This is a genomic window from Geomonas terrae (genome assembly GCF_004791675.1).
Classification (GTDB): domain Bacteria; phylum Desulfobacterota; class Desulfuromonadia; order Geobacterales; family Geobacteraceae; genus Geomonas; species Geomonas edaphica.
The window spans coordinates 240,663-263,105 of record NZ_SRSC01000005.1 but is presented as its reverse complement, the minus strand read 5'-3'; the positions used below and the strand labels follow the sequence as shown (position 1 = coordinate 263,105).

19 protein-coding genes and 1 riboswitch are annotated in these 22,443 nt (G+C 62.1%); of the genes, 9 read left to right on the top strand and 10 right to left on the bottom strand.

The features are described from left to right. The first annotated feature begins 260 nt into the window (after window positions 1-260). The 6 genes from E4633_RS19265 (at window position 261) to E4633_RS19240 (ending at window position 6,102) form a co-directional block, all read left to right on the top strand. Window positions 261-698: a MarR family winged helix-turn-helix transcriptional regulator gene (locus E4633_RS19265; protein ID WP_135872790.1), complete on the top strand. Its 438-nt coding sequence runs from the start codon at window positions 261-263 to the stop codon at window positions 696-698. A 101-nt stretch (window positions 699-799) separates the two neighbouring features. Beyond that, on the top strand, window positions 800-1,393 hold the full coding sequence (locus tag E4633_RS19260) for a YceI family protein (RefSeq protein WP_135872788.1): 594 nt from the start codon (window positions 800-802) through the stop codon (window positions 1,391-1,393). 299 nt (window positions 1,394-1,692) lie between these two features. Then, a complete protein-coding gene (locus E4633_RS19255; RefSeq protein ID WP_135872786.1) occupies window positions 1,693-2,385 on the top strand; it encodes a cobalamin B12-binding domain-containing protein in 693 nt (230 codons plus the stop codon). Continuing rightward, complete coding sequence (locus E4633_RS19250) at window positions 2,382-3,416, top strand: uroporphyrinogen decarboxylase family protein (protein WP_135872784.1); 1,035 nt, start codon at window positions 2,382-2,384, stop codon at window positions 3,414-3,416. Before E4633_RS19255 ends, E4633_RS19250 begins: the two co-directional genes overlap by 4 nt. Then, the gene (locus E4633_RS19245; protein WP_135872782.1) at window positions 3,413-4,003 is read left to right on the top strand and encodes a DUF1638 domain-containing protein; all 591 of its coding nucleotides are present in this window, start codon (window positions 3,413-3,415) and stop codon (window positions 4,001-4,003) included. Before E4633_RS19250 ends, E4633_RS19245 begins: the two co-directional genes overlap by 4 nt. Further along, window positions 4,000-6,102: a hybrid sensor histidine kinase/response regulator gene (locus E4633_RS19240; RefSeq protein WP_135872780.1), complete on the top strand. Its 2,103-nt coding sequence runs from the start codon at window positions 4,000-4,002 to the stop codon at window positions 6,100-6,102. The genes E4633_RS19245 and E4633_RS19240 overlap by 4 nt, the downstream gene beginning before the upstream one ends. Before the next feature lie 3 nt (window positions 6,103-6,105). Here the strand turns inward: E4633_RS19240 and E4633_RS19235 are convergent, their stop codons facing one another. The 5 genes from E4633_RS19235 to E4633_RS19215 all read right to left on the bottom strand — a co-directional run bounded on the left by E4633_RS19235 (window position 6,106) and on the right by E4633_RS19215 (window position 13,503). Next, the gene (locus E4633_RS19235; protein ID WP_135872778.1) at window positions 6,106-8,313 is read right to left on the bottom strand and encodes a PAS domain-containing hybrid sensor histidine kinase/response regulator; all 2,208 of its coding nucleotides are present in this window, start codon (window positions 8,311-8,313) and stop codon (window positions 6,106-6,108) included. A 58-nt stretch (window positions 8,314-8,371) separates the two neighbouring features. Then, window positions 8,372-8,863, bottom strand: a complete 492-nt coding sequence (locus E4633_RS19230; RefSeq protein WP_135872776.1) for a chemotaxis protein CheW — start codon at window positions 8,861-8,863, stop codon at window positions 8,372-8,374. Window positions 8,864-8,879: 16 nt separating this feature from the next. Next, window positions 8,880-10,514, bottom strand: coding sequence for a methyl-accepting chemotaxis protein (locus E4633_RS19225; protein ID WP_135872774.1), 1,635 nt, complete (start codon window positions 10,512-10,514; stop codon window positions 8,880-8,882). A 286-nt stretch (window positions 10,515-10,800) separates the two neighbouring features. Continuing rightward, window positions 10,801-12,168 carry a sigma-54-dependent transcriptional regulator gene (locus tag E4633_RS19220; protein ID WP_135872772.1) on the bottom strand — a complete coding sequence of 456 codons (1,368 nt, stop codon included), beginning with the start codon at window positions 12,166-12,168 and terminating at the stop codon, window positions 10,801-10,803. Between the two features lie 123 nt (window positions 12,169-12,291). Further along, window positions 12,292-13,503, bottom strand: a complete 1,212-nt coding sequence (locus E4633_RS19215; RefSeq protein ID WP_135872765.1) for a PAS domain-containing protein — start codon at window positions 13,501-13,503, stop codon at window positions 12,292-12,294. 314 nt (window positions 13,504-13,817) lie between these two features. Here E4633_RS19215 and E4633_RS19210 point away from each other — a divergent pair, with 314 nt between their 5' ends. Then, window positions 13,818-14,957 carry a glycosyltransferase gene (locus E4633_RS19210; protein WP_135872763.1) on the top strand — a complete coding sequence of 380 codons (1,140 nt, stop codon included), beginning with the start codon at window positions 13,818-13,820 and terminating at the stop codon, window positions 14,955-14,957. A gap of 80 nt (window positions 14,958-15,037) precedes the next feature. On the opposite strand, the gene E4633_RS19205 is transcribed toward E4633_RS19210, so the two are convergent. The 5 genes from E4633_RS19205 to E4633_RS19185 are packed head-to-tail and all read right to left on the bottom strand — an operon-like array spanning window position 15,038 to window position 19,522. Then, a complete protein-coding gene (locus E4633_RS19205) occupies window positions 15,038-15,703 on the bottom strand; it encodes a HesA/MoeB/ThiF family protein (RefSeq protein WP_135872761.1) in 666 nt (221 codons plus the stop codon). Between the two features lies 1 nt (window position 15,704). Continuing rightward, the gene (locus tag E4633_RS19200; protein WP_135872759.1) at window positions 15,705-15,989 is read right to left on the bottom strand and encodes a MoaD/ThiS family protein; all 285 of its coding nucleotides are present in this window, start codon (window positions 15,987-15,989) and stop codon (window positions 15,705-15,707) included. 11 nt (window positions 15,990-16,000) lie between these two features. Then, window positions 16,001-17,227, bottom strand: a complete 1,227-nt coding sequence (locus tag E4633_RS19195; RefSeq protein WP_246038251.1) for an NAD(P)/FAD-dependent oxidoreductase — start codon at window positions 17,225-17,227, stop codon at window positions 16,001-16,003. An 11-nt stretch (window positions 17,228-17,238) separates the two neighbouring features. Continuing rightward, window positions 17,239-19,041: an aldehyde ferredoxin oxidoreductase family protein gene (locus E4633_RS19190; protein WP_135872757.1), complete on the bottom strand. Its 1,803-nt coding sequence runs from the start codon at window positions 19,039-19,041 to the stop codon at window positions 17,239-17,241. Between the two features lies 1 nt (window position 19,042). Then, window positions 19,043-19,522: a 4Fe-4S dicluster domain-containing protein gene (locus E4633_RS19185; RefSeq protein ID WP_135872755.1), complete on the bottom strand. Its 480-nt coding sequence runs from the start codon at window positions 19,520-19,522 to the stop codon at window positions 19,043-19,045. A gap of 453 nt (window positions 19,523-19,975) precedes the next feature. Then, window positions 19,976-20,052: riboswitch (cyclic di-GMP riboswitch) on the top strand. A gap of 72 nt (window positions 20,053-20,124) precedes the next feature. On the opposite strand from E4633_RS19185, the gene E4633_RS19180 reads away from it, so the two are divergent. Together E4633_RS19180 and E4633_RS19175 are read left to right on the top strand one after the other, a co-directional pair. Further along, window positions 20,125-20,994, top strand: coding sequence for a response regulator (locus E4633_RS19180; RefSeq protein WP_135872754.1), 870 nt, complete (start codon window positions 20,125-20,127; stop codon window positions 20,992-20,994). A 165-nt stretch (window positions 20,995-21,159) separates the two neighbouring features. Beyond that, on the top strand, window positions 21,160-22,332 hold the full coding sequence (locus tag E4633_RS19175; RefSeq protein ID WP_135872752.1) for a sensor histidine kinase: 1,173 nt from the start codon (window positions 21,160-21,162) through the stop codon (window positions 22,330-22,332). Window positions 22,333-22,443 lie beyond the last annotated feature (111 nt).

Here is a 22,443-nt window from a genome sequence, read left to right as displayed (position 1 = left end):
AGGCAACTTAGGGTCTTCTCTTTGCGCCTTCGCGCCTTGGCGCCTTTGCGTTAACGCTTCTGCCTTCCTTTTTCATTGGGACACCCGCGCTATTCTTCCATTAAAAGCCGGCGTTGGCAAGTATCGCCACGCCGGTTACCCTTGCCGAACGATGACTTACCGTGTTTTTCCAAACCCGTAAAATAATAGTTTGACATTTAATCGTTTCAGTTGTAGCTTTAAACCATCGACAAGATGTTGAGAGCAAACGGAGAGAGATCATGAAAAAGGACGGCACTTCCAAACTCGCGCTGAACACCTACACGAAGCTCATGCGTGGCGCCGAATCCGTGACCGGAAGGGTGGGACGCAAGATGTCCGAGGCGGGTCTCACCATAAGCCAGTTCGGCGTGCTCGAGGCCCTCCTGCACAAGGGTCCCCTGTGCCAGCGCGACGTCGCGTCGAAGATACTGAAAAGCACCGGCAACATCACCCTCGTCATCGACAACCTGGAAAAACAGGGGCTCGTCCTGCGTGAGCGCTCCCTGGAAGACCGCCGCTTCTGCACCGTCATCCTCACCGACAAGGGACGCACGCTGATCGAGGCCACCTTCGCCGAGGTCGAGGCGGCCATCGTCGCCGAGATGGGAGTGCTGACCGATGAAGAACAACAAACCCTGGGCAGGATCTGCAAGAAACTCGGATTACGGGAGGGATGACGGGAAGAACGAAAACGGCTTTTTTTTAGGATAATAGTTCAATATCAAAAGACAACAACTCAAACAAAAAGAGAACTCGCAAAGAGAAAAGGAGAAACGTCATGAAAAGAACCATCGCAACCATCGCCGCAGTAGCAGCTTTTGCCCTTCCTGCCCTTGCCTCCGCATCGACCTGGAACATCGACCCGGACCACTCCAACGTCGGCTTCAAGGTGCGTCACCTGATGGTGTCCAACGTGAAGGGGAGCTTCGAAAAGCACAAAGGTACCGTCGAGATCAACGACAAGGACATCACCAAGTCGAAGGTCGCCGTCACCATAGAGACCGCCTCGGTGAACACCAACGTAGCCAAGCGTGACGAGCACTTAAGGAGCGCCGACTTCTTCGACGCCGCCAAGTACCCGACCATGACCTTCGTCTCGAAGAGTGTCGCGAAGGCCGGCAAAGGAAAGCTTAAAGTGACCGGCGACCTGACGCTGCACGGGGTGACCAAGCAGGTGGTGCTGAACGTCGAAGGGCCGGCGAAGGAGAGCAAGGACCCGTGGGGCAGCATGAGAAGCGGCGTCGTAGCAAGCACCAAGATCAACCGCAAGGACTTCGGCCTGGTCTACAACGCGGCCCTCGAGACCGGCGGCGTGGCAGTAGGCGAAGAGGTCGACATCAACCTCGAGATCGAGATGATAAAAGCAAAGTAACTAAACATGTCACAAAAAGGCTGCGCCGGGTCCGCTCGCGGAAAGGCGCAGCCTTTTCCCACTCCCATTGTCTGAAGAAACGACCTGAACAAGTTTTTTACTATACGCCCCACGATCTTACTGTCATCGCCCTCCTTGTACCCACATCCTTTCCTCAGTTAAATCGTAATTGACTGTGAACAAACCTCATATATACTGCTCCAGAAAATCAGACTTTCAACCATACTCACTTAATTGACTATTCCTAGTACAAACAAGGATGCAGTTATCCATCAATCGGACCGGGAGGCGATACGGCGATGTCATCAAGTGGTGCTGGATGTGATTGCGAGGGATTGTATCGGCAACTGCTGGACGCGATGATCAACGCGAACCGTGCCCGCGCTGCCGAGGTCGTCGAGAGCGCGCTCGCAGGCGGCATCCCCCCTGCCGAGGTCATCACGCACATCCTGGACCCTGCCATCGTGGAACTCGGAACGCGGTGGGAGGGCGAATCCATTTCGCTTGCCCAGAACTTCATCGCCTCGAAGATCGCCGAGGACGCCCTTTTGCGCTGCCTCCCCGACCGGGAGGATCCCGATTGCCGCAAGGGGGTGGCCGTGATCGGCAACATCGAGGACGACTTCCACAGCCTGGGACGACGGACGGTGGGGCTCTTCCTCGGCGCGGCGGGATGGCAGGTCGTGGATCTGGGCAACGACGTCCCCGCCGAGCAGTTCCTGGAAAAGGCGCTCGAAGTCGGGGCCCGCGTTATCGGCGTCTCGGCGATGATGCAGACCACCGCCATCAACATCAAAAAATTGCGCGAGCTGATCGATCGAGAGGGGGAAAGGGACCGCATCAAGCTCGCCGTCGGCGGCGCGGTCTTCAACTGGCGCCCCGAGCTGGTGACCGAGGTGGGGGGCGACGGCACCACGAGAAACGCGATCGGTGCGGACCAGCTCTTCACTGCCCTTCAAGAGCAGGCCCTGGCGCGGGAGCTTTCATCATGAACTCCTACCGTCGCGTCATGAACACCCTCGGCGGACTCCCGGTGGACCGGCCGCCTGTCTTCGCGGTGCTGGGTGCCTACGGAGCCGCACTCACCGGCTGCGACCTGCGCACCCTGTACAGCGACCCCGCCGCCTACCTTGCCGGCCAAAAGGCCGTGCAGGAGAGCTACGGCTTCGACCTCGTGCTTGCCCCCTTCGACTTCAGCGCCATCTCCGAGGCCTTCGGCGGAGAAACCGTATGGGGACGACTGCAGACCCCGAACGTCAGGCGTCCCCCCGCCGGCAGCGTCGCCGAGGCGCTCGCCATGCCGCTGCCGTCCCTCGCCTCGACCGGGCGTCTGCCCGTAGCACTTGAGGCGACCAGGGGGCTTGCCCGGTGCTACAAGGAGGAGGTACCGGTGATCGCGGTACTTCCCGGCCCCGGAGTTTTCCCCGCGCTCTTGATCGGGCTTGAGAGCTGGCTGGAGACGGTCCTTTTCGAGCCGGACCAGGCGGCACGACTCCTCGCACACAGCGCTCACTTTCTCATCGCCTTCGCCGACGCCCTTCTCGAGGCGGGTGCCGACTGCCTCGTCTTCACCGAAGGGATGGCCTCTGCCGAGATCGCGCCGCGCGAAATCTTCGCCGAAGCGATCCTGCCCCACCTGACCGACGTGCTCCGCGCGATAAACGGCCCCAAGGTGATCAGCAGTACCGGGGGACGCATGAACCACGTGCTCGATCTCCTCCCGGGGCTTCCCGGGGTTGTCGGTGCCATCGTCGGCTCCAGGGACGACATCGCCGAGTCGCGCCGGCTCACCCCACCGGGATTCAACCTGATCGGCAACCTCGACAACCTGGCCTTCGCCTCCGCCGGCTCCGCAGAGATCGGCCGCCTCGCCCTCGACTGCCTGTCCGTCGCAGCTCCGGCCGGCCACTTCGTGCTGTCCAACTCCGGCGGGGACCTCCCGCAGGACACTCCAGCGGCGAACCTGAAGGCGTTCAGGGAGAGCGTTTCACGCTACCCGGTCGGCCACGGAGAGGTGGCATGAGAAGGGAAACCGTCTGGCTTGCCTGCGGCGTCCTGCGCGAGGAGCTTACCCGGCTGCGCCATGACGGTGGGATCGGCGGGAAACTGACCTTCCTCGACTCCCTCCTGCACATGAACCCTCCACTTCTCGAATCGACGCTCAGCGAGGAGCTGCGGCGCCGCCGCGAAGAGGGAGACCGCATCGTGCTCGTTTACGGCGACTGCTGCGCGGGGATGCTCGATCTCGCCCGCGAGTCCGGGGCGGGGCGGGTGAACGCGATCAACTGCGCCCAGTTGCTGCTCGGCAGGAAGCGTTATCGCGAGCTGATGCGCGAGGAGGCCTTCCTGGTGCTGCCGGAATGGGCGGAGCGCTGGGAGGAGGTTATGGCGGACGCCCTGGGACCCGACCCCGCCACGGCGCGCGAGCTGCTGGGGGAGCACCGTTCCGTGCTGGTCTATCTCGACACCGGAATCGTACCGGTTCCCGAACGGCAGATGGAGGCTTTCTCCGCCTACAGCGGTCTTCCCTGGCGTGTGGAGAGGGTGCGGCTCGAAACGGCTCTGGCCGGGCTTTTGGAGGCTGAAGCACGCGAAGGGGATGAGACGTGACGGATCAAAAGAGCGGTGAATTATCCCCAGCGGCGCAGCTCATGGCGGTCGAGGTCATCTCGGAACTGCTCGTTTCATCGTCTCCGCACGAGCTTGGCGCGGTGCTGACAGAGCACCTGCGCGAACTGACCGGGGCGCGGACCGTGATCGTGCTGCTGCACGACGAGACACGCTCACCGGGGCACGAGCTCTTGAACGTGAGCCCGCAGCGCCGAAGCGCCATGTTCACCCCGGAAGAGCTCGAGCTTTTCTGCTACAAGAGGTTTCCCGAGCTGCTGCCACTCACACCGGACCAGCTCGACGAGCGGCACCCGCTGTCCGCCCCGTTGCGCCGCGCCGGGATCCGCTCGATGATGCGCTACCGCCTGGTTGCGGCCGGCGAGATCATCGGGCTTTTGCTCCTCTTCGACCTGCACGCGCTGCACCGCATCGAGGAGGTGAACCAGATCATAGCCCTGCTCTCCCCCCCAATCGCACTCGCACTGAAAAACGCCATCGCCTTCCGCGTCATCGAACAACAGGCGCTCGTCCTGGAACGGCGGGTGGAGGAGCGGACCGCAGAGCTCACCGAAGCCCAGGCGCTCCTCCAGGTGGCCGTCGACAGCTCCCCCTACCCCATCATGATCTGCGACGAGGATGGCAGAGTGCTGCAACTGAGCGCGGGGTGGACCAGGCTCTCCGGGTACACCATGGCAGATATCCCCACCCTCAAGGATTGGGCCACCGCGTCCTTCGGAGAAAAGAGCCCGACCGCCATGGAGTATCTGCGAGGGCTTTTCGCCATAGAGAAGACTGCGTACAACGGGGAGTGGAGCTTCAACTCCAAGGACGGCTCGACGCGCACCTGGGATTTCCAGACCACGCCGCTTGGCAGGGTGAGCAAGGGGAAGCGGGTCCTCCTGGTGATGGCCACGGACGTCACCGAGCGTAAAAAGGCGGAAGAGGAGAGGAATCGGCTGGAGGCCCAGCTGCTTCAGGCACAGAAGCTCGAATCGGTCGGACGCCTGGCGGGGGGCGTCGCCCACGACTTCAACAACATGCTGAGCGTGATCCTAGGACACGCGAACCTGGCGCTTATGGACCTCCCACCCGGGGACCGGCTGCAGGCAGGGCTCGAAGAGATCAGGAAGGCGGCGGAACGCTCGGCCAACCTCACCCGCCAGTTGCTCGCCTTCGCCCGCAAGCAGACAATTTCCCCGAAGCTGCTCGACCTGAACGAGACGGTCGGCAGCATGCTCAGCATGCTGCAAAGGCTGATCGGGGAGCGTATCGAACTGGTCTGGAAACCCGCCCCCGCGCTTTGGAGCGTGCTGATCGACCCGTCCCAGGTGGACCAGATACTGGCCAACCTCTGCGTCAACGCGCGCGACAGCATAAAAGAGATAGGAAGCATCGTCATCGAGACGGCCAACAGCGCGGTGGACACTGAGCGTTGCGCCAGCGAAGGGGTTTCTCCCGGCGACTTCGTTCGCCTCAGCATCCGTGACACCGGCTGCGGCATGGCGCCTGAGACCCTGGCCCATGCCTTCGAGCCCTTCTTCACCACCAAGGAGGTGGGCGTCGGCACCGGCCTGGGCCTTGCCACCGTTTACGGCGTGGCGAGGCAGAACGGGGGATGGGTCGACGTGGACAGCGAGGTCGGGCAAGGGACCACCGTCTCCGTCTACCTGCCGCGGCACAGGAATAAACAGGTGCATGAGGGGGGAGGCCTCCCGGAGCAGCCACCACCCAGCGGCAAGGAGACCATCCTGCTGGTCGAGGACGAGAGCGCCATCCTGAACATAGTCACCATGATGCTCGCCAAGCAGGGGTACCAAGTGCTCCCGGCCACCTCGCCCAAAGAAGCGATGGAGCTTGCCAGGAACCACCGGGGGAAGATCAGCCTTCTCATCACCGACGTCATCATGCCCGAGATGAACGGCCAAGAACTCGCCGGGCTCCTGCTCGCCGGGAACCCGGAGCTGAGATGCCTGTTCATTTCCGGCTACACCGCGGACCTGATCGCCCACCACGGCGTGCTGGACGAGGGTGTGCACTTCGTTCAGAAGCCTTTTTCCATACCTGAGCTCGCCGCCAAGGTGCGCGAGGCGCTCGCCTGAACCTCATGGGGGGCTTTGGTACTCCTCCTTAGCCTCCCGCTCCACGCCGGCGCGCAGAAAGGCGATGGTGAGCTTCAATTCCAGCCGGAAATCGGCCAGCGCCTGCGCCGACTCCCCCTCCCCCTTGAGCGCGCTTTCCAGCCGCTGCGCCGCCCGCTGCAGCGGCTGGGCCGCCAGGACCCCCGCGATCCCCTTCACCGAGTGGGCGAGCCGTGCCGCCTCATCCAGCCTTCCTGCAGCCACCTCGCCCTCGATCTCCTCGCCTTGTTCACGGTACTCGAACTCGAACTGTCCCAGCAGGTCCAGGTACAGGCGCCGGTCACCGCCGGTCTGCCGCACGCCGGTCTCGAAATCCACCCGCTGCAGCGTTTGTCCGGCCGGCGACGCTTCCGCCATGTCGTTTGCCTCACCCCTCGTCGGGACTGCCCCGCCGTCATCGAGCCAGACCGAGATGGCGCCGTAGAGCGTCCCGGGGGTGAACGGCTTCGCGATGTGTGCGTTCATCCCGGCGGCGAGGCTTGCCTCAACGTCGCGTTCCATGGCGTTCGCGGAGATGGCGAGAATGGGAAGCGAGGCGGCCCCGGGGCGGTCCAGGGCCCGGATGTGCCGGGCCGCCGTGAGCCCGTCCATGACCGGCATCTGGATGTCCATCAGCACCAGGTCGAAGTCGTTACGCTTCACCTGCTCCACCGCATCCGCACCGTTACCGGCCACCGATACCTGCAGCCCGGCCCGCTCCAAAAGCGCCAGCGCCACCTTCTGGTTGAACTGGTTATCCTCGACGAGGAGGACGTGCTGCTGACGGAACCTCCCTACGCGGGACTCCCTGTGCTGCGGCACCTGCCCCCTTACGCTCGCGATGCCGAATGGGAGACGGAAGGAGAAGGTGCTCCCGAGACCGGCGACGCTTTCGCACCAGATCTCCCCCTTCATCACGGCACAAAGACGCCTGCATATGGCGAGGCCGAGCCCGGTCCCTCCGTAGGTGCGGGTGATGGAGCCGTCGACCTGGGTGAACGCCTGGAAGAGCTGCGCCTGCTCATCCGCCAGCATGCCGATGCCGGAGTCGCGAACAGCAAAGAGGAGTTCCGCCGAGGCGCCGTCGCGGCTTGCGAGCCGTACCGAAATACTGATGTAGCCGTGCCGGGTGAACTTGAGGGCGTTACTGAGCAGGTTGTTGAGGATCTGGGAAATACGCATCGGGTCGCCAAGAAGCGACGTGGGGATCTCAGGGTCCAGTTCAACGGAGAGCTCCAGCCCCTGCTGCTCGGCCCGCGCCGAGTAGACGGAGAGGATCTCCTCCACCACGTCCCGGACGGAGAATTCCACCCGTTCGATCTCGAGCTTGCCCGCCTCGATCTTCGAGAAGTCGAGGATGTCGTTGATCACCTTCAGGAGCAGGTCTGCCGAGATCATCAGGGTCTGCAGGTAATCGCTTTGCTGTGATGTGAGCGCGGTCCCGGACAGCAGGTGGCCTGCCCCTACGATGGCGTTCATCGGCGTGCGGATCTCGTGGCTCATGTTGGCCAGAAACTCGCTCTTCGCCGCAGAGGCGCGGTCCGCCTTCACGGCGAGTTCATTGGCATGCTGCACGGTCCGCAGCAGTTGGCGGTTCGCCTCCTCCTGTGCCCGGGTGCTCTGCCTGAGCGCCTCCTCGGCCTCCCTGCGCTTCGTCACGTCCCGAAAGGCCAGCACCGCACCGGGGTGCGTGCCGCCGCCAAGCGAGCTGCAGCTCAGGTCGGCATGAAAGGAAGTTCCGTCCTTGCGCCACATGAGTTCGTCGAAGGAGCGCTGGCGGCTGCCGCCGAAGGCCGGGTTCAAAAGGCAGTTCGTCTTGCCGCACTCGGCGCAGCGTGCGGCGCCCCCTTCGTGCAGCACGGTGCGCAGGTCCCGCCCCTCCAGCTCCCCATCGCCGTAGCCTAAAAGCTCAAGGGCGGCACGGTTTACAAAAACCACCGTACCGGAGCCGTCGACCGCCACCACCCCTTCCTCGACCGATTCCAGAAGAAGGCTGGCCCGTTCCCCGGCCTCCCCCACCGGATTCTTCCGCCCCGGTGCCCAGCACCAGGCGAGGAACCATGCGAGCACTCCGCAAGAGATGAGCAGGGCGTACAGCCGCAGGTCCGGCATCACGCTGTCGTGCATCGCCAGCATGACCACCGCCAGCAGGGTCCCCCCCGCCGTTATCTTAAGCCCACGTTCCACGCTCATGACGCATCCCCTGTCGCTTCTGCAGCCCCACCGTTAGTGCAGCCCCCCGGCCCTGCGGCTAGGCGGCGTGCGCCTCCCAGTCCAGTTCGCTCAGCAGCAGAAGCTGCTCCGGGTCGATGACGATGAGGAGCCGCTCGCCGCGGTCGATGACGCCGGTTACGCACTGCCTTCCGCCGCCTGCGGCGACGAGCGGCGGAGGAGGCTGGAGTTGTCCCTGCGGGACCCGGATCACCTCGGAGACCGCGTCCACCCGGAACCCCACCACCTTTTCCCCCACGGTCATCACCATGATGCGCGTGTGGCTGTCGTTTTCCACGGCGCAGAGACCGAAGCGCTCGCGCAGGGAGATGATGGGGATCACACCGCCGCGCAGGTTGATGATGCCGTCGACGTATGCCGGGGCGTTCGGGAGGCTCGTGATGACGGGAAGCCGCATGATCTCCCTCACACTCGCCACCTCCACCGCATACCCCTCGCCTCCCACGTGAAAGGTGACCAGTTGGAGCAGTTGCTGCGCCTTGCCCGCTACTATCTGAAGATCGTTAGCCATGACCGTTCTCCTTTTCCTAGGCCGCAAGCTTGAAGCGGCTCACCAGTTGCTGCAGTTCCTCGGCCTGCTGGGCGAGTTGCGCCGCCGCCATCGCCGTTTCCTCGGCGCCGCGCGCCGTGTGGTGCACGACGTCCGTGATCTGCTGGATGTTGCTGGTCACCTCGGTGGTGGTGGCGGTCTGTTCTTCCGCTGCGGTCGCGATCTGGCTCACCTGCAGGGAAACCTCGCTGATGCACCTGAGGATGTCTTCCAGGGCCTCCCCGGAGCGCTGCGACGAAACCGCTCCCTTCTCGGCCTCCTTCACCCCCTCGTCCATGGCACGTACCGCCTCGCGGGTCTCGCCCTGGATCGCCTTGATCATGGCGCCGATCTCCTTGGTCGCCTTGCTGGTGCGCTCGGCGAGCGCCCGGACCTCGTCGGCCACCACCGCAAACCCACGCCCCTGCTCACCGGCCCTGGCGGCCTCGATGGCAGCGTTCAGTGCCAGGAGGTTCGTCTGGTCCGCGATGTCCTCGATGGTCCCGACTATGTCCCCGATCTCCTCGGAGCGAACCCCGAGCGCCTCGACCGTCTTCGAGGTGTTGCGCACCCGGTCCGCGATCTCGCCCATGCCGGTGATGGTTTCCTGCACCACCTTGGCGCCCCCTTGGGCCGACTCGGTCGACTGACGCGACGCCTCGGCGGCCAGCACGCAATTGCGGGCGATGTCAGCACTTGTCGCCGCCATCTCCTCACTGCCGGTCGCCACGGTACCGGTCTGCGAGGCGACCTCTTCAGCGCCGGTGGCGATCTGTGCCGAAGTCCCCTGCAGCTGCGTTGAGGCGGAGGCTATGCTGCTCGAGATGTGCACCGTCTGGGAAACCAGTTCCCGAAGGTTCGCCACCATGTGCCCCATCGCCGCCTGAAGTTGCCCGGTCTCGTCCTTGGAATCGACCATCACCTCCACGGTGAGATCCCCCTCGGCAAGCTGGTTTGCCACCTTGACCGCCTTGTCCAGGGGACGGGTGATCATGCGGGTGATCGTGACACCCAAGACCAGAGCGAGGACCAGCCCCAGGACCAGCAGTGCGCCGATGGTGCGGCCGGCTGCCACAGCGGCGAGTTCGTTGTTGTGCGCCGTCACTTTCCCCTGCTCCTCTTTTACCGACATCATCTTGTCGAGAAGCGCCTGCTGATCGAGGGCAGCCTGTTTCGCCACGCCGTGCAGGATCTCCCTGGCCTCCGCCTTTTTGCCCGACGCGTCAAGGGCGAGGATCTTGTCGACGTAGCCGAGGTAGCCCGACCGGGCCTTGGTGAAATCGGCGAAGAGGCGATGCCCGTCCTCGCTGACGATGCTTTTTTCGTACTGGCCGGCCAGATCACCGATCTTCTGGCGCAAGCTCACCACCGTGTCAACGTAGAGCTTCCGCTGTGCCGGGTCGGTCGCCTCGACCGCGTCCCGCACGTTGATCCTCACGCGCTGGAAGCTGACGGACATCCCGGCCAGCTGCCCGAGCGGGACGGTAACCCTTTCGTAGGTCCTTTTCCCTTCCGCGTTGAGGTTGTTGGTTACCCTCATACCGATGAAGCCGATCACCGCCGCTATAACCGCAACGCAGGCGAACCCGGCCGCCAGCTTCGTTCCTACCTTGAGATCCCTTATCGTTCTCATTGTGAATCCTCCCGTGACTGCTCTGTGGCCGCGGAGCTTTGAAGGCTACCTCTCCGGCCGGTCCGTTTGCCCCTGTTCCCTGCGGAACAGTGCGGCGTCTGTACTGCAGTAAGGAGCACGACTGGTGCCAAGAGTGCTTTTGTAATGTTTTCAAAGAGTTAACTGAAGGAGGTGAGCACCGGGGTGTCCCCCTGCGGGACACCATGTACAGATTGGGGACGGGAGTAATGAGAAGGCGCGAGAGCTTAGGTGGGACGGCGACGGCAGTGCTGCGAGCCGGGGCCGGTCAGGCCCGGTAGAAGGCCTTACGGTTCACCTTGAGAAGCTGTGCAGCTTTCGACTTGTTACCGCCGCAGCGCTGCAGGGTGACGTCGAGGATCTGCTCGGTGAGGGCATCGAGGGAAAGCTCCTCCGGGGAGAGCGAGAGGTGGTAGCTGACCCGGTCCCCGTCCGCTGCCGGTTCCGCGGCCCCTGGGGAGGCACCGGCGAGAGCCAGGTGCGCGGGACGGATCAGTTCGTTGTCGGTGAGAATCGCCGCCCGCTCCAGGCAGTTGCGCAGCTCGCGCACGTTTCCCGGCCAGCGGTAGTTGAGCATCACCTCCATCGCCTGCGGCGAGATGCCCGGCAAAGGCTTCCCGAGGTGCTGGCGCAGCTGTTCGAGGATGTGGTCGCACAGGATCGGGATGTCGTCCTTTCTTTGGCAAAGCGGCGGAATGGTGAGCGGGAAGACGTTGATGCGGTGGTACAGGTCCTCGCGGAAGCGCCCGGCAGCGACCAGTTCGGCGAGGCTTCTGTTGGTGGCGACGATGACGCGGCAGGAAACGGGGATTGGTGTGTTGCTGCCGATCTTCTCGAAGACGCGCTCCTGCAGGACGCGCAAAAGCTTCGCCTGCAGTGCGAGCGGCATGTCGCCGATCTCATCGAGGAGGATGGTTCCCTTGCGGGCGAGGCTGAACTTCCCCTCGCGGTCACGGTCGGCGCCGGTGAAGGCGCCGCGGACGTGTCCGAAGAGCTCGCTCTCCATCAGGTGCTCGGGAATTGCCGCGCAGTTCACCGCCACGAACTCGGCGGGAAGCCCCTTCCCCGCGAAGTGGATGGCGCGCGCCAGCACCTCCTTCCCCGAGCCGCTCTCGCCGTAGATCGCCACCGTGGTCTGTCGCGCCGCCGCGACACGCGCGGCGAGTTCCAGCACCTGCTTCATGGCGGCATTCACGGTGACGACGCTCTGGAAGGTGTACCGGTCCGAGAGCAGCCCCTTGATCTGCTCGTTTTCGCGAACGATGTGCTGGTAATCGATGGCGCGCTTGATGGTGATGCGCAGGTCGTCAGGCTGGTAGGGTTTTTCCAGATAGTCGTAGGCGCCGCGCCGCATCGCCTCCACGGCGCTCTCGACGCTACCGTGGGCCGTGATGACGATGATGGGAGGGGCCGCTTTGCGCTTTTGCACCTCCTCGATCAGGGCGAGCCCGTCCATCCTCGGCATGACCAGGTCGGAGAGGATCAGGTCGATCGGCTGCTGTTCCAGGAGCTCCAGCGCCTGCAGGCCGTCAACCGCGGTATGGACGGTATAGCCGATGTCGCGAAGCTGCTTCTCCAAAAGGAAGCGGAAGACCGGTTCATCATCTACGGCGAGTATTCTGATGGTGTTGGGCATGTGGTGCGGGCTCCGGGGTTGCAGTTTCTCGTCTTATCGGCACGACAGCGGGAAGCTTGAGCGGGGCCTGCGGGGGGTAGTAAGCGGATGCTGCGAGGCGGGTGCCGGGCGCGTCTACCTGCGCTATCCGGAGTAATACTTCTTGTAACATTCCGGACAGATGCCGTGGCTGAACTGGGCGTCCGAATTCTCCGTCAGGTACTTCTCGACCTGCTCCCACGACTCCTTTTTGTTGTGGATACTCTTGCAGTGCATGCAGATAGAGATCATCCCCTCCAGCTTCTTCGTCCTCGCCAGGGTCTCCTGGAGTGCCTCCTTTTGGCGCGTGAGCGTCTCCTGCTGCCCTTTTTGCTCCGAGATATCGGTCACCGAGAATACGACGAAGGAATCGGCCACCCCGGAGACCTTGACGGCATGATCGATGGCCCAGAAACGCTCCCCACTTTGCCGCACGTACTCGACCTCGTCGGAAAAACGTCCCGTTGCCTGGATGCTCTCATACATCTTCCTGCCGTAGCTTTGGAAGGTCTCATCGCTTTCGAACAGGCAGCGTGCCGGGCGCCCGGCCAGGGTGCCGGGAGCGAAACCGAACATGGCCTCGAAGGCGGGGTTGCAGCGGAAGATGATCCGGTCTTTCAGGATGCAAAGCCCGGTCGGCAGCGCTTCGAGGATGGCGTGCTGCTCCCTCGACAGCTCCCTGAGGGCGCGGTCCGCGTCCTCCTTGACGAGCAGCAGTATGCCGAAGCCGTTGATGAGCAGGCCCGCCAGCACGCCGAGGAAGGTGGCTTCCTGGATCAGGTTGTCGGTGAAAAGGTTGAAATCGCCGTTTACCAGGGCAAGGACGCCGCGGGTGGCGACGACGAGGGCGACCAGGCAGAAGCTCCAGGCAAGCGTAGTGCGCAGCGGGGATTTACCGACCGTGCTTCTGAACAGCCCCAGGCCGGTTACGGCGAAGAAGGAAGCGGCGGCAAGCGAGGTGGCGCCGATGCGCAGGGCCGGAAGAAACGGGGTAACGATCAGGCAGGTGGAGGTTACCGCGATGAGCGCGATGCCGCGGACCCGTCGCCGGACCACGGTGCCGGCGATGCGGAGGATACCCCACGTTTCGTACGCTATGCCGAGAATGAGGACGATGTTTCCGACGGTGAAGGTAACGGCATCGGGAAGGCTCCCCCGCCAGTACAGCAAAAACCACCCCACCGCCTGAAGCAATTTGCCCCTGGTCCAGTCCCGGTTTCTATCTTCCCTCGCCTCGGTGAGTTGAAAGATGAAAAGCGCGGCGCTGAAAAGGGCGTTCCCCACAGCCAAAACGAGAATCAGCGTTTTTATGTCCATTACCGTTCCGTTCGAGAGGGGCACCGTGCATCTTTGTTATCCGGGCTGTACATTATCAGCGCCGGCTTTTTCATACAAGCGCTTACGCTGTTACCAATAGTACCCAAACGGGCCGCTGCGAGTAGCCGGCCAACGAAACGTGAATAGCCATCAGCTCCGTGCACCGCAAAGCCGCTATCGCTGGCAAGGCAATTGCAGAAGAGGTGCAGTTCTCCTTCCCTGCGGCGCCGGGCGCCGACGGCGAGAAGGGGGCATCCCCCCTGCATCAGGGGGGTCATTCCCACAGGAGGGTTCCCCCTCCGGCGAGGCCGAGCTTGAAGAAAAAAATCGTCGTTGAAGGTTGGCGCTTCGTGCCCCACTCCTACGCCTGTGTCAACATGTGGCAGTGCCTTGAGCTCATCCGGCGTGATGACGTCGAGCTTTACCACCGCGACCTTCCCTATCTCAAGGCGGAGTGGACGCCGTCGTACCGTCTCTTCGACGTGGAGTCGACCGCCGCCCTGGGCGCGCTGAAGACACCCGATCCGGCCGTCCCCCCCGAGGTACTCTACCGGATCGACTACCCCTACAACTTAGCGCCGGTCAAGGCGCAGCGCCATTTCGTCTTCGGCACCACCGAGCATGGCGTGGTGCGGCCGACGATGCTGGCGGGTAACGGGGACCTGCCTGCGCAGTTGGCCGCGTCGGACGCGGTCATCATCACCCCGTCCAACTGGTCCCGTGCCGGCTTTCTCCGAAGCGGCGCCCCGGAAGAGCGGGTGGTCGTGGTTCCCCACGGGGTGCGGGAAGACATCTTCAGGCCCTTTCCTGCTGCGGATCGGGAAGCGGTGCGAAGGCAGATGGGATGGGATGATGAGTTCGTCGTCCTGAGCATCGGCACCATGATCGGGAACAAGGGTATCCGTTATCTCCTGAAGGCATTCGCCGTGGTGCAGCAGCGTTATCCGCGCATGAAGCTCTGCCTGAAGGGGCTCGACGGGCTCTACCCGTCGCAGCGGTGCCTCAAGGAATGCGGCGATCTGCTGACCCGGGAGGAAGCCGCGCGGCTGCAGGCATCGCTCGTCTATATCGGGGAAACCCTCTCTTTCCACGAGATGGCGGCCCTTTACAATGCGTGCGACCTCTACGTCTCCCCATACATGGCCGAAGGGTTCAACCTGCCGGTACTGGAAGCGGCCGCCTGTGGCCTCCCCGTGATATGCACCGCGGGCGGCCCGACCGACGATTTCATCGATGACAGCTTTGCCGACAAGATAGCGAGCACGCCGCTGCGCGCCGAGGGAGGTGTAATGGGGCTGGATCCGAGCCTCGAGCACCTGGTGGCGCTTTTGGCAAGAACGATGGAGCGCGGCGTGAGCCGCGAGGTGAAGGAAGCGGCCGCCGGATGGGTGCGTGAGCGTTACACCTGGCGCCACGCGGTCGACAAGCTACTGGCCACCTTCTTCGCCAGATAGACCTGCCCGGGCCTAGCCCCGCCAGCCGTCCGACCAGTCCGACCTGCCAGCAGCTGTCAAAACAATGGCCTCTGTCAAAATCAGACGTCGAGAAAAGACAAGGAAAGGTCGACGAGATCGACCACCAGGAACCGATCCAGAAGCTTCGGTGCCCCCCCGATGACGTGGCAAAGCTCGCTGCACATGAGCCCCGCGATGACGAAGACGCTGTAAGGACTCACCTCTATCGCCCCCGCCGGCTGCACGCTCCCCGCGTAAATCTCGGAAAGCGGCTGCGACTCCCCTTTCGTCAGGGTCAGCACCTGCCCGCGGTCCCCCTGCACGCCGCCGTGGACGAAGCGGCAGCCGTCCGGCAGCGCGTCCCAGAGCGCGAAACGACCTTCATAGTTGTCGAGACAGTCGGCGACGAGCCGGACCCCGCCGGGAACGGCGAAGCCGCAGCCGATCCTCTCCTCGTGGACCACGACCTCGACCGTCGAGTTGATCGCCTGAAGGCGCTCCCGCGCCACTACCACCTTTTTCCTGCCGAGGTCGCACTCCCCGTAGAGACTCTGGCGGTGCAGATCCTCAAGGGCCACCACGCCATCATCATAGAGATGCAGGCGCCCCACCCCAGCGCGCGCCATGATCTGGCAGACGGTGGCGCCAAGACCGCCGACGCCTGCGACGAGGAGCTCGCTATCCCCGATCTGGCGCTGCCGGTCGTCCCCCCAGAGAAGGCGCTGCCTCGCGTACCGTCCCTCCATGCTACCCTCCGGCACCAGGAGGAAAGAGCGCCAGGACGTCCCCGTCCCGCACCGGCGTCTCCAGCTTGTCCAGGTGCAGGATGTTGCGCCGGTTCAACAGGATGATGGTCCCCGTGTGCAGCATGCGCCGGTCGTCGACGAGCTTGTGCGTCACAGCAATACGCTCTCCGGCCTGGAAGCGCTCAAGGAGCGACCCCACCGTATCCCCCTCGTAACATGGAAGTTCCACGGACTCCCTTCCTCCGAGCATCATGCGCAGCGTTCCGTAAATCTGAAGAAGCACCATGAACGTGCCCCTCAGGCGATCTGCCGCATGAAGCCCGCGTACCGGTTCTCCCCCTGCAGCGCCCGCTTTCCCGGAAACGGCAGTCTCGCGCGCACCATCTGGTAATAGAGCCCGGAATCGTTGGTCTCCCCGATCACCACGGCGCCGATCACACGGTCCCTCTCGTCGAGAAACACCTTCCTAAAACGGCCGGAGGCGAGCGAGCCGTGCACGACGCAGCGCGGCGCTTCGTCGGAACAGAAACCGATCGCCGCCACCTCGAGGCCGAACACCTCGGTGATGTTGTTTTTCATGCTCCCTTCGTAGACGTGCTGAAGCCCGAGCATGTTGCAGGCCGCCACCTCCCCCTGCTCGACGGCGGTGATCCAGTTGCCCTGCACCGTCGTCTCCCCGGTGACGAAATCCTTCCCCTGCGCCGCATCCCCCGCGGCATAGACCGCGGGGTGCGAGGTGCGGCACCGCTCGTCGACGAGGATGCCGTCTTTGACGGCGAGCCCCGCCCCGGCGGCAAGCCTCGTGTTGGGGACCACCCCCTTACCCACGACGAGGGCGTCGGTCGCAAGCGTCCCACCCGAGGCGAGGGAGATTTGCAGCCGCTCCCCTTCCAGGACCTCGGTGATGTCGTCCCGCTTGTGCAGGATCACCCCGGAAGCCTCGAAATGCTCCTCCAAAAGCAGCGCCGACTCTGCGTCGAGCAGACGACTGAAGATGCGCCCCGAGGCGACGATCAGGTGACGCTCCACGTCCCGCGGGAGGTGAGAAAGCACCGGCACGCTCACGAGCCCGGCACCGAGCGCGGTGACGCTTTTGGCCGGCTGCAAAAGGGACGCGAGCTTCTCCGCGTCCGCCATGTGCCTGAGCGTACTGATGCGCCGGGAACCGGTTTTGAAGGGGCGCGCCTCGCTCCCCATGGCAAGCAGGAGCGAGCCGAACCTGAGCGTCATGCCGTCCTCGAGACCGAGCTCGCGGCGCTCGGGGTCGAGGGACACGGCGTTTTTGCCGAAGAACGTCGTGACCCCCATCTCGTCGTAGAAGGGAAGATCCACGAGGTAGAGGTTCTCCCGGGGCGTCTTCCCGCCGATGAAGTACGGGGTGAGCACCCGGGAGTAAGCGGGACAAGGCTCCCGGTCCACGAGGGCTACGCTGACCGTGCGGTCGTGGCGGCGGATGGTCCTGATCGCCTGCAGTCCCGCCGCGCTGTTACCGACGATCACGATGTCGAACTGCAACATGGTCATCCCTTCCCCCGTTATGCAAGCCCCAGCGACTTCACCTTCGCCGCCGTCGGAATCCCCTTCTCCCATCCACGCACGTCGTAGTATTCCGCCAGCATCTCCGGCAGGTGCGAAACCGCCCCCTTCAGAGGCCCGTCCGGCAGCGGCTCCTCGAGGATCCGCTTCGGAAGGGTGTCCTGGGACGGGTCGATCCCCGCCTTCAGGTTGAACAGGCGCTCCAGGGTGTAGATCCGGTCGCCGATCTCCATCATCTGCTCGTCGGAATAGCCGTAACCGGTCGCCGCGTTGAAAAGGCGCGTCACCTGCGGGATGCCGATGCCGAAGGTGGTGAAAAGGCAGACGCCGGCGGAGTCTACCACCGCGGTCACGTCCTGGAACGCCTTCGCCCATACCGCCTTCCCCGCCACCGCTTCAGGATCGAGCTTCTCCGGGACGCCAAGGATCTCCGGCGAGACGAGATAGCCGCGTACGTGGCACGCGCCGCGGTTACTGGTCGCGTACTCGAGCCCCATGCCCTGGATCGCCCGTCCGTCGTAGGCGGGGAACTCCTGCTTCTTCACCGACATGGAAAGCTCCGGCGCACCGCAGCTTTCCGCGAGGCGGTAAGAGCCGAGCCCGGCCCTGACGCCGAAGCCTTCCCCCTTGCCGGTCATCTCCACGAGCCTGACCATCGCGTCCGCGTCGCCGAACTTAAGCGGCATACCGGTGTCCGCGTCCCCTAAAAGGCCGCGCTCGTAGAGCTCCATCGCGCACGCCACCGTCGACCCCATGGTGATGGTGTCCATGCCGTACTCGTCGCAGAGGTAGTTCGCCTGGACGATGGCGGCGAGATCCGACACGCCGCAGGCGGCACCGAGCGACCAGAGCGTTTCGTACTCCGGCCCCTCCCCGGCACCGGAGAAGCGCGGGTCGGTAAGCCTCGTCACCCTCCCGCAGGCGATGACGCACCCCATGCACCCCTTGTTGCGCTTCAAAAAGGTCTGCGCCAGCCGCTCACCCGAGATGTCCTCGGCCTTGTCGAAGGTCCCGCACTGGGAGTTGCGCGTCGGCAGTGCGCCGCTTTGATTGATGATGTTGACAAGGACCGCCGTCCCGAGCGCCGGGAGTCCCTCCGAGGTCACCGGATGCTGGCGCAGCATCTTGAGCGTATCGCGGGCCGCGGCACGGAAGGCGGCGTTGTCGGCCGTTGCCACGCCGCCGGTCCCGCGTACCGCCACCGCCTTCAGGTTCTTGCTCCCCATGACCGCGCCGACGCCGCTACGGCCGGCGGCCCGGTGCTTGTCGTTCACGATGCAGGCGTAGCGCACGAGCGACTCACCGGCCGGGCCGATACAGGCGACCTTGGCGTCACCGTGGAACTCGGCGCGGATGGCGTCCTCGGTCTCGGCGGTGGTCTTTCCCCAGAGATGCCCGGCGTCGGCGAGCTCCGCCTCGCCGTTTTTGATCTTCAGGTAAACCGGGCTCTCCGCCTTACCCTCGATGATGACTAGGTCGTACCCCGCGTACTTAAGCTCGCAGGGGAAGTAGCCGCCCGAGTTGGAACAGGCGATGGTCCCGGTGAGCGGCGACTTTGTCACCACCATGTACCGGCCGTTCGCGGCGCCGTAGGTCCCGGTGAGCGGGCCGGTGGCGAGGATCATCTTGTTCTCGGAGGAAAAGGGGTCGACGGTCGCATCGACCTCGCTCGTCAGGTATTTGGAAGCAAGTCCGCGCCCCCCGATGAAGGCGGCCGCCCACTCCATGTTGAGCGGCTCAACGGTACAGCTCTTGTCGGTCAGATTCACACGCAGCACTTTGCCATGCCAGCCGTTTCCCATATCACACCTCCCCCTGGCCGTCTTTCATCGTTCTTGCGAATCTCAGCACCTTCTCCCTCAGCGGCAGATCCTCTTCGGAGTACTGCAGGCAATGGGTCGGGCAGAAGGCGACGCACTCGGGGAAATCCGGGCCGCAGAGGTTACATTTGTCCGCCTTGCCGGTCTCGCCCAGGTACCGGATCATCCCGAAGGGGCAGGCGCTGACGCATGTTCTGCAGCCTACACACTTCATCTCGTCCACGGTGACGATGCCCGACGCCATGTCCTTCTCTATGGCCCCCTTCGGGCATGCCTTCATACACCACGGCTCGTTGCACTGCATGCAGGTCACCGTGATGAACTGGGCTTCCTCCATGAACACCTCGTTGATGATGCGGGACTTGCTCGGCGCGAATTCGCCGCGATGCCTGAAGGAACAGGCCATCTCGCAGCTCTTGCAGCCGATGCACTTGGACGGCTCGATGCGAATCAGCTTTTGCATGATGCGACCTCCCTGAGTGAAAGTTTAACAACTATTACATAGAATCGAAAAAACTCCAGCCTGTGAGAGTTCTCGATTCACAGGACTATTTACAGTCCTGACAATGTCTTAGTTGTTGCTGTCATAGCGGGAAACTGAGTCTTGAATGAATTGGCAAACGAAGGGAAATCGATGAGGGGGGACGGGTTCAGAGCACGCAAAAGGAAGAGACGATCAACGCGAACAGCCCGCCGACCTAAGCTGCACCTTGCCAGAATCAGCATGACAGCCACGAGGCTCCGTGCCCCGGAGATGGCCAGCGGATGCCAGGAGACCTACATGATTTCCAGCATCATGAAACACTCCGGCCAGGATTCGCTCTAACCCGGAAGAACTATGTGATTCCCGCAGTTTGTTTCATCTTGACAAAGGAAGGTCTATGAGTGTAAGCACAATGAAAATAATTTCAGCGATAAACGATAATACTAAACCATTCGCGAGAGTGGGGCGGAAAGCCTAAAGGGTCTCCACGAGACAGCCGGGTTGCCGAAATATCCAATGCGATATTCAGCCCCGGCTTTTTTGTGTCCAGAAAAGAAGCCGGAGCTATCAGGGAGGCCCCGATGAACCCATCGACTGAGGCGGCACAGCAAAGCAAGGGGAGCTCCAGGAAGAAGCTGGGCGAGATTTTCGTGGAGCAGGGGATACTATCCGCCCTGACGGTGGAAAGGCTCGTTGGGTACGCCCGCAAGAAGGGAAAACGATTCGGGACGGTACTCGAAGAACTGGAACTGGTGACGCCGGACGAACTTGCCGAGGCCCTTGCGCTGCAGCACAACCTGAAGTTCCTGGGCGACTTTCACCGCCACAGGTTTTCCGACGAACTGCTCAGGATGGTTCCGCCCAAGGTCGCCATGGCGAACCTCGTCTTCCCGCTGAAGCTGCAGGGTAACAGGCTGGCCATTGCAACCAGCGACCCCACCCTGCGCGATGTTTTGCAGAGCATCGAGAAGGAGCACGGCGTGACGGTAATGCCGTACGTCTCCACGCGGCGCGAGATCATGACCGCCATCAAGCTGCACTACCTGAAATCGGCCCCGGCCGCGGCCAACGACAAGAAATGCGTGCTCATCGTCGATGACGACAAGGCGGTGAGCAGCTTCATCTCCGCATCGCTTAGACGCAAGGGTTATCACGCCGTATGCGCCGGTGACGGCATGGAGGCCTTCCGTGAAATCATGTCGAACCGTTTCGACCTGGTCATTACCGACAAAGAGATGCCTAAGCTGAACGGCTACGCCGTCCTGGAGAGCCTGCGCACCTTCCCCGAAACGGAGAAAGTACCCGTGATACTGATCACCTCCACCGCCACGGTGGATGAGGAGGCTACCGCACTCAAGCGCGGCTTTTTCGATTTCATCCCTAAGCCCCTGCGCGAAGCCACCCTTGCCGTCAAAGTCGAGCGCGCCCTCGCCATGGCGAACGAATATTGACGGCATCCTGGCCAGTGCGAGATGATTCACTGTCAAACGGAACGGCATTAAGTAGGGAGGACATTAGATTTCTTGCTTCAAAAAGAACACAAGCTATAATCGCCCCACACGATCATAAATAGCTTATTAGTTGACATAGGACATTAGGTAACTACAGGGGGCGAAATGCCTGATGATACTTCCTCCAAAAAACGGAAAGATACTTTTACCCACTATGCACCGGCGTTTAGACAAAGTGCCGATGAACTTGTATGGGACATTGAGGAAGTCGTTAACAGTCCACTGGTAAGCGGGCTAATGTCAATAGCCAATGGCCTTTTTGCAGTTTTGAACAAACATCGCCAGGTAGTTGCTTTAAATGATGAATTCTTGAAGCTGATGGGGATAGACGACCCAAAGCTGGCAATAGGCCTGCGTCCCGGTGAATATGTTGCTTGTGTCCATTCGTGTGAGACCGCTGGCGGATGTGGCACCTCAAAGTATTGTTCCACATGCGGTGCTGCTATTTCGATCATGACAGCCATTGACACATTACAGCCACAAGAAAGAACTTGCGCAATAACAGTAGACAGAGATCATAAACAAGCCGATATATATTTCAACGTTCGCAGCTGCCCGATATTTGTCAACGAAAAGGTATATATCTTACTGTTTATGCAGGACATAACCCTGCAACAATCAAAAGAATGTCTCGATAGAGCATTTTTTCACGACATTAACAACATACTTTGCGGATTGCTCGGGAAAAGCGAGTTACTGGCCCTTGAGTCTACCTCTCAAAGCAATAGAGTGACCGAGCTGCATCGTATAGTAATAAGAATAGCGCAGGAAATCGCCATACAGGACTCCCTGACTAAAGCAATCAACAGTGCCTACAAACCTTTGTACACAGATGAATGTCTAAACGATTTCCTCCATGAAATAGAGCAAATCTTCAGTGACCACCCCTTAACCGCCAGCAAGCGCTTGGAAATCATTTACTGTTCAGATGCTATAACCATAACTTCTGACTTTAGTTTATTAACCCGAGTCGTTGTAAACATGATTACCAATGCTCTGGAGGCCATCTCGCACGAAGATAAAGTAACCTTGTGGACCACCCCGCATCAAAATGCCATATCCTTCAACGTTTGGAATCCCGGAACCATTCCACAAGAAGTCGCACAGCGTATTTTCCAACGCAACTTCAGCACCAAGGGCAATATAGGAAGAGGTATGGGCACCTACTCCATGAAATTATTTGGTGAGCAGATCCTCGGAGGTTCCGTTGAATTCATAACGTCCGCCTCAGACGGAACTACATTCACTTACACATTACCGATGAGCCCGTTGGAATGATCTTCAGGTCGTTCACTTTTGCCAGCACGACAAAGAGACACCCATGCCTGTATCATAGCGCATAGTGACCGTCACGATGGTGCACGAAGCAGCGCGGAAAAAATAAAAGGG

What these genes read in the sequence shown, in the direction of transcription:
- E4633_RS19265 (WP_135872790.1), top strand. Translation starts at nt 261, where the DNA reads ATGAAAAAGGACGGCACTTCCAAACTCGCGCTGAACACCTACACGAAG.
- E4633_RS19260 (WP_135872788.1), top strand. Translation starts at nt 800, where the DNA reads ATGAAAAGAACCATCGCAACCATCGCCGCAGTAGCAGCTTTTGCCCTT.
- E4633_RS19255 (WP_135872786.1), top strand. Translation starts at nt 1,693, where the DNA reads ATGTCATCAAGTGGTGCTGGATGTGATTGCGAGGGATTGTATCGGCAA.
- E4633_RS19250 (WP_135872784.1), top strand. Translation starts at nt 2,382, where the DNA reads ATGAACTCCTACCGTCGCGTCATGAACACCCTCGGCGGACTCCCGGTG.
- E4633_RS19245 (WP_135872782.1), top strand. Translation starts at nt 3,413, where the DNA reads ATGAGAAGGGAAACCGTCTGGCTTGCCTGCGGCGTCCTGCGCGAGGAG.
- E4633_RS19235 (WP_135872778.1), bottom strand. Translation starts at nt 8,313, where the DNA reads ATGAGCGTGGAACGTGGGCTTAAGATAACGGCGGGGGGGACCCTGCTG.
- E4633_RS19230 (WP_135872776.1), bottom strand. Translation starts at nt 8,863, where the DNA reads ATGGCTAACGATCTTCAGATAGTAGCGGGCAAGGCGCAGCAACTGCTC.
- E4633_RS19225 (WP_135872774.1), bottom strand. Translation starts at nt 10,514, where the DNA reads ATGAGAACGATAAGGGATCTCAAGGTAGGAACGAAGCTGGCGGCCGGG.
- E4633_RS19220 (WP_135872772.1), bottom strand. Translation starts at nt 12,168, where the DNA reads ATGCCCAACACCATCAGAATACTCGCCGTAGATGATGAACCGGTCTTC.
- E4633_RS19215 (WP_135872765.1), bottom strand. Translation starts at nt 13,503, where the DNA reads ATGGACATAAAAACGCTGATTCTCGTTTTGGCTGTGGGGAACGCCCTT.
- E4633_RS19205 (WP_135872761.1), bottom strand. Translation starts at nt 15,703, where the DNA reads ATGGAGGGACGGTACGCGAGGCAGCGCCTTCTCTGGGGGGACGACCGG.
- E4633_RS19200 (WP_135872759.1), bottom strand. Translation starts at nt 15,989, where the DNA reads ATGGTGCTTCTTCAGATTTACGGAACGCTGCGCATGATGCTCGGAGGA.
- E4633_RS19195 (WP_246038251.1), bottom strand. Translation starts at nt 17,227, where the DNA reads ATGACCATGTTGCAGTTCGACATCGTGATCGTCGGTAACAGCGCGGCG.
- E4633_RS19190 (WP_135872757.1), bottom strand. Translation starts at nt 19,041, where the DNA reads ATGGGAAACGGCTGGCATGGCAAAGTGCTGCGTGTGAATCTGACCGAC.
- E4633_RS19185 (WP_135872755.1), bottom strand. Translation starts at nt 19,522, where the DNA reads ATGCAAAAGCTGATTCGCATCGAGCCGTCCAAGTGCATCGGCTGCAAG.
- E4633_RS19180 (WP_135872754.1), top strand. Translation starts at nt 20,125, where the DNA reads ATGAACCCATCGACTGAGGCGGCACAGCAAAGCAAGGGGAGCTCCAGG.
- E4633_RS19175 (WP_135872752.1), top strand. Translation starts at nt 21,160, where the DNA reads ATGCCTGATGATACTTCCTCCAAAAAACGGAAAGATACTTTTACCCAC.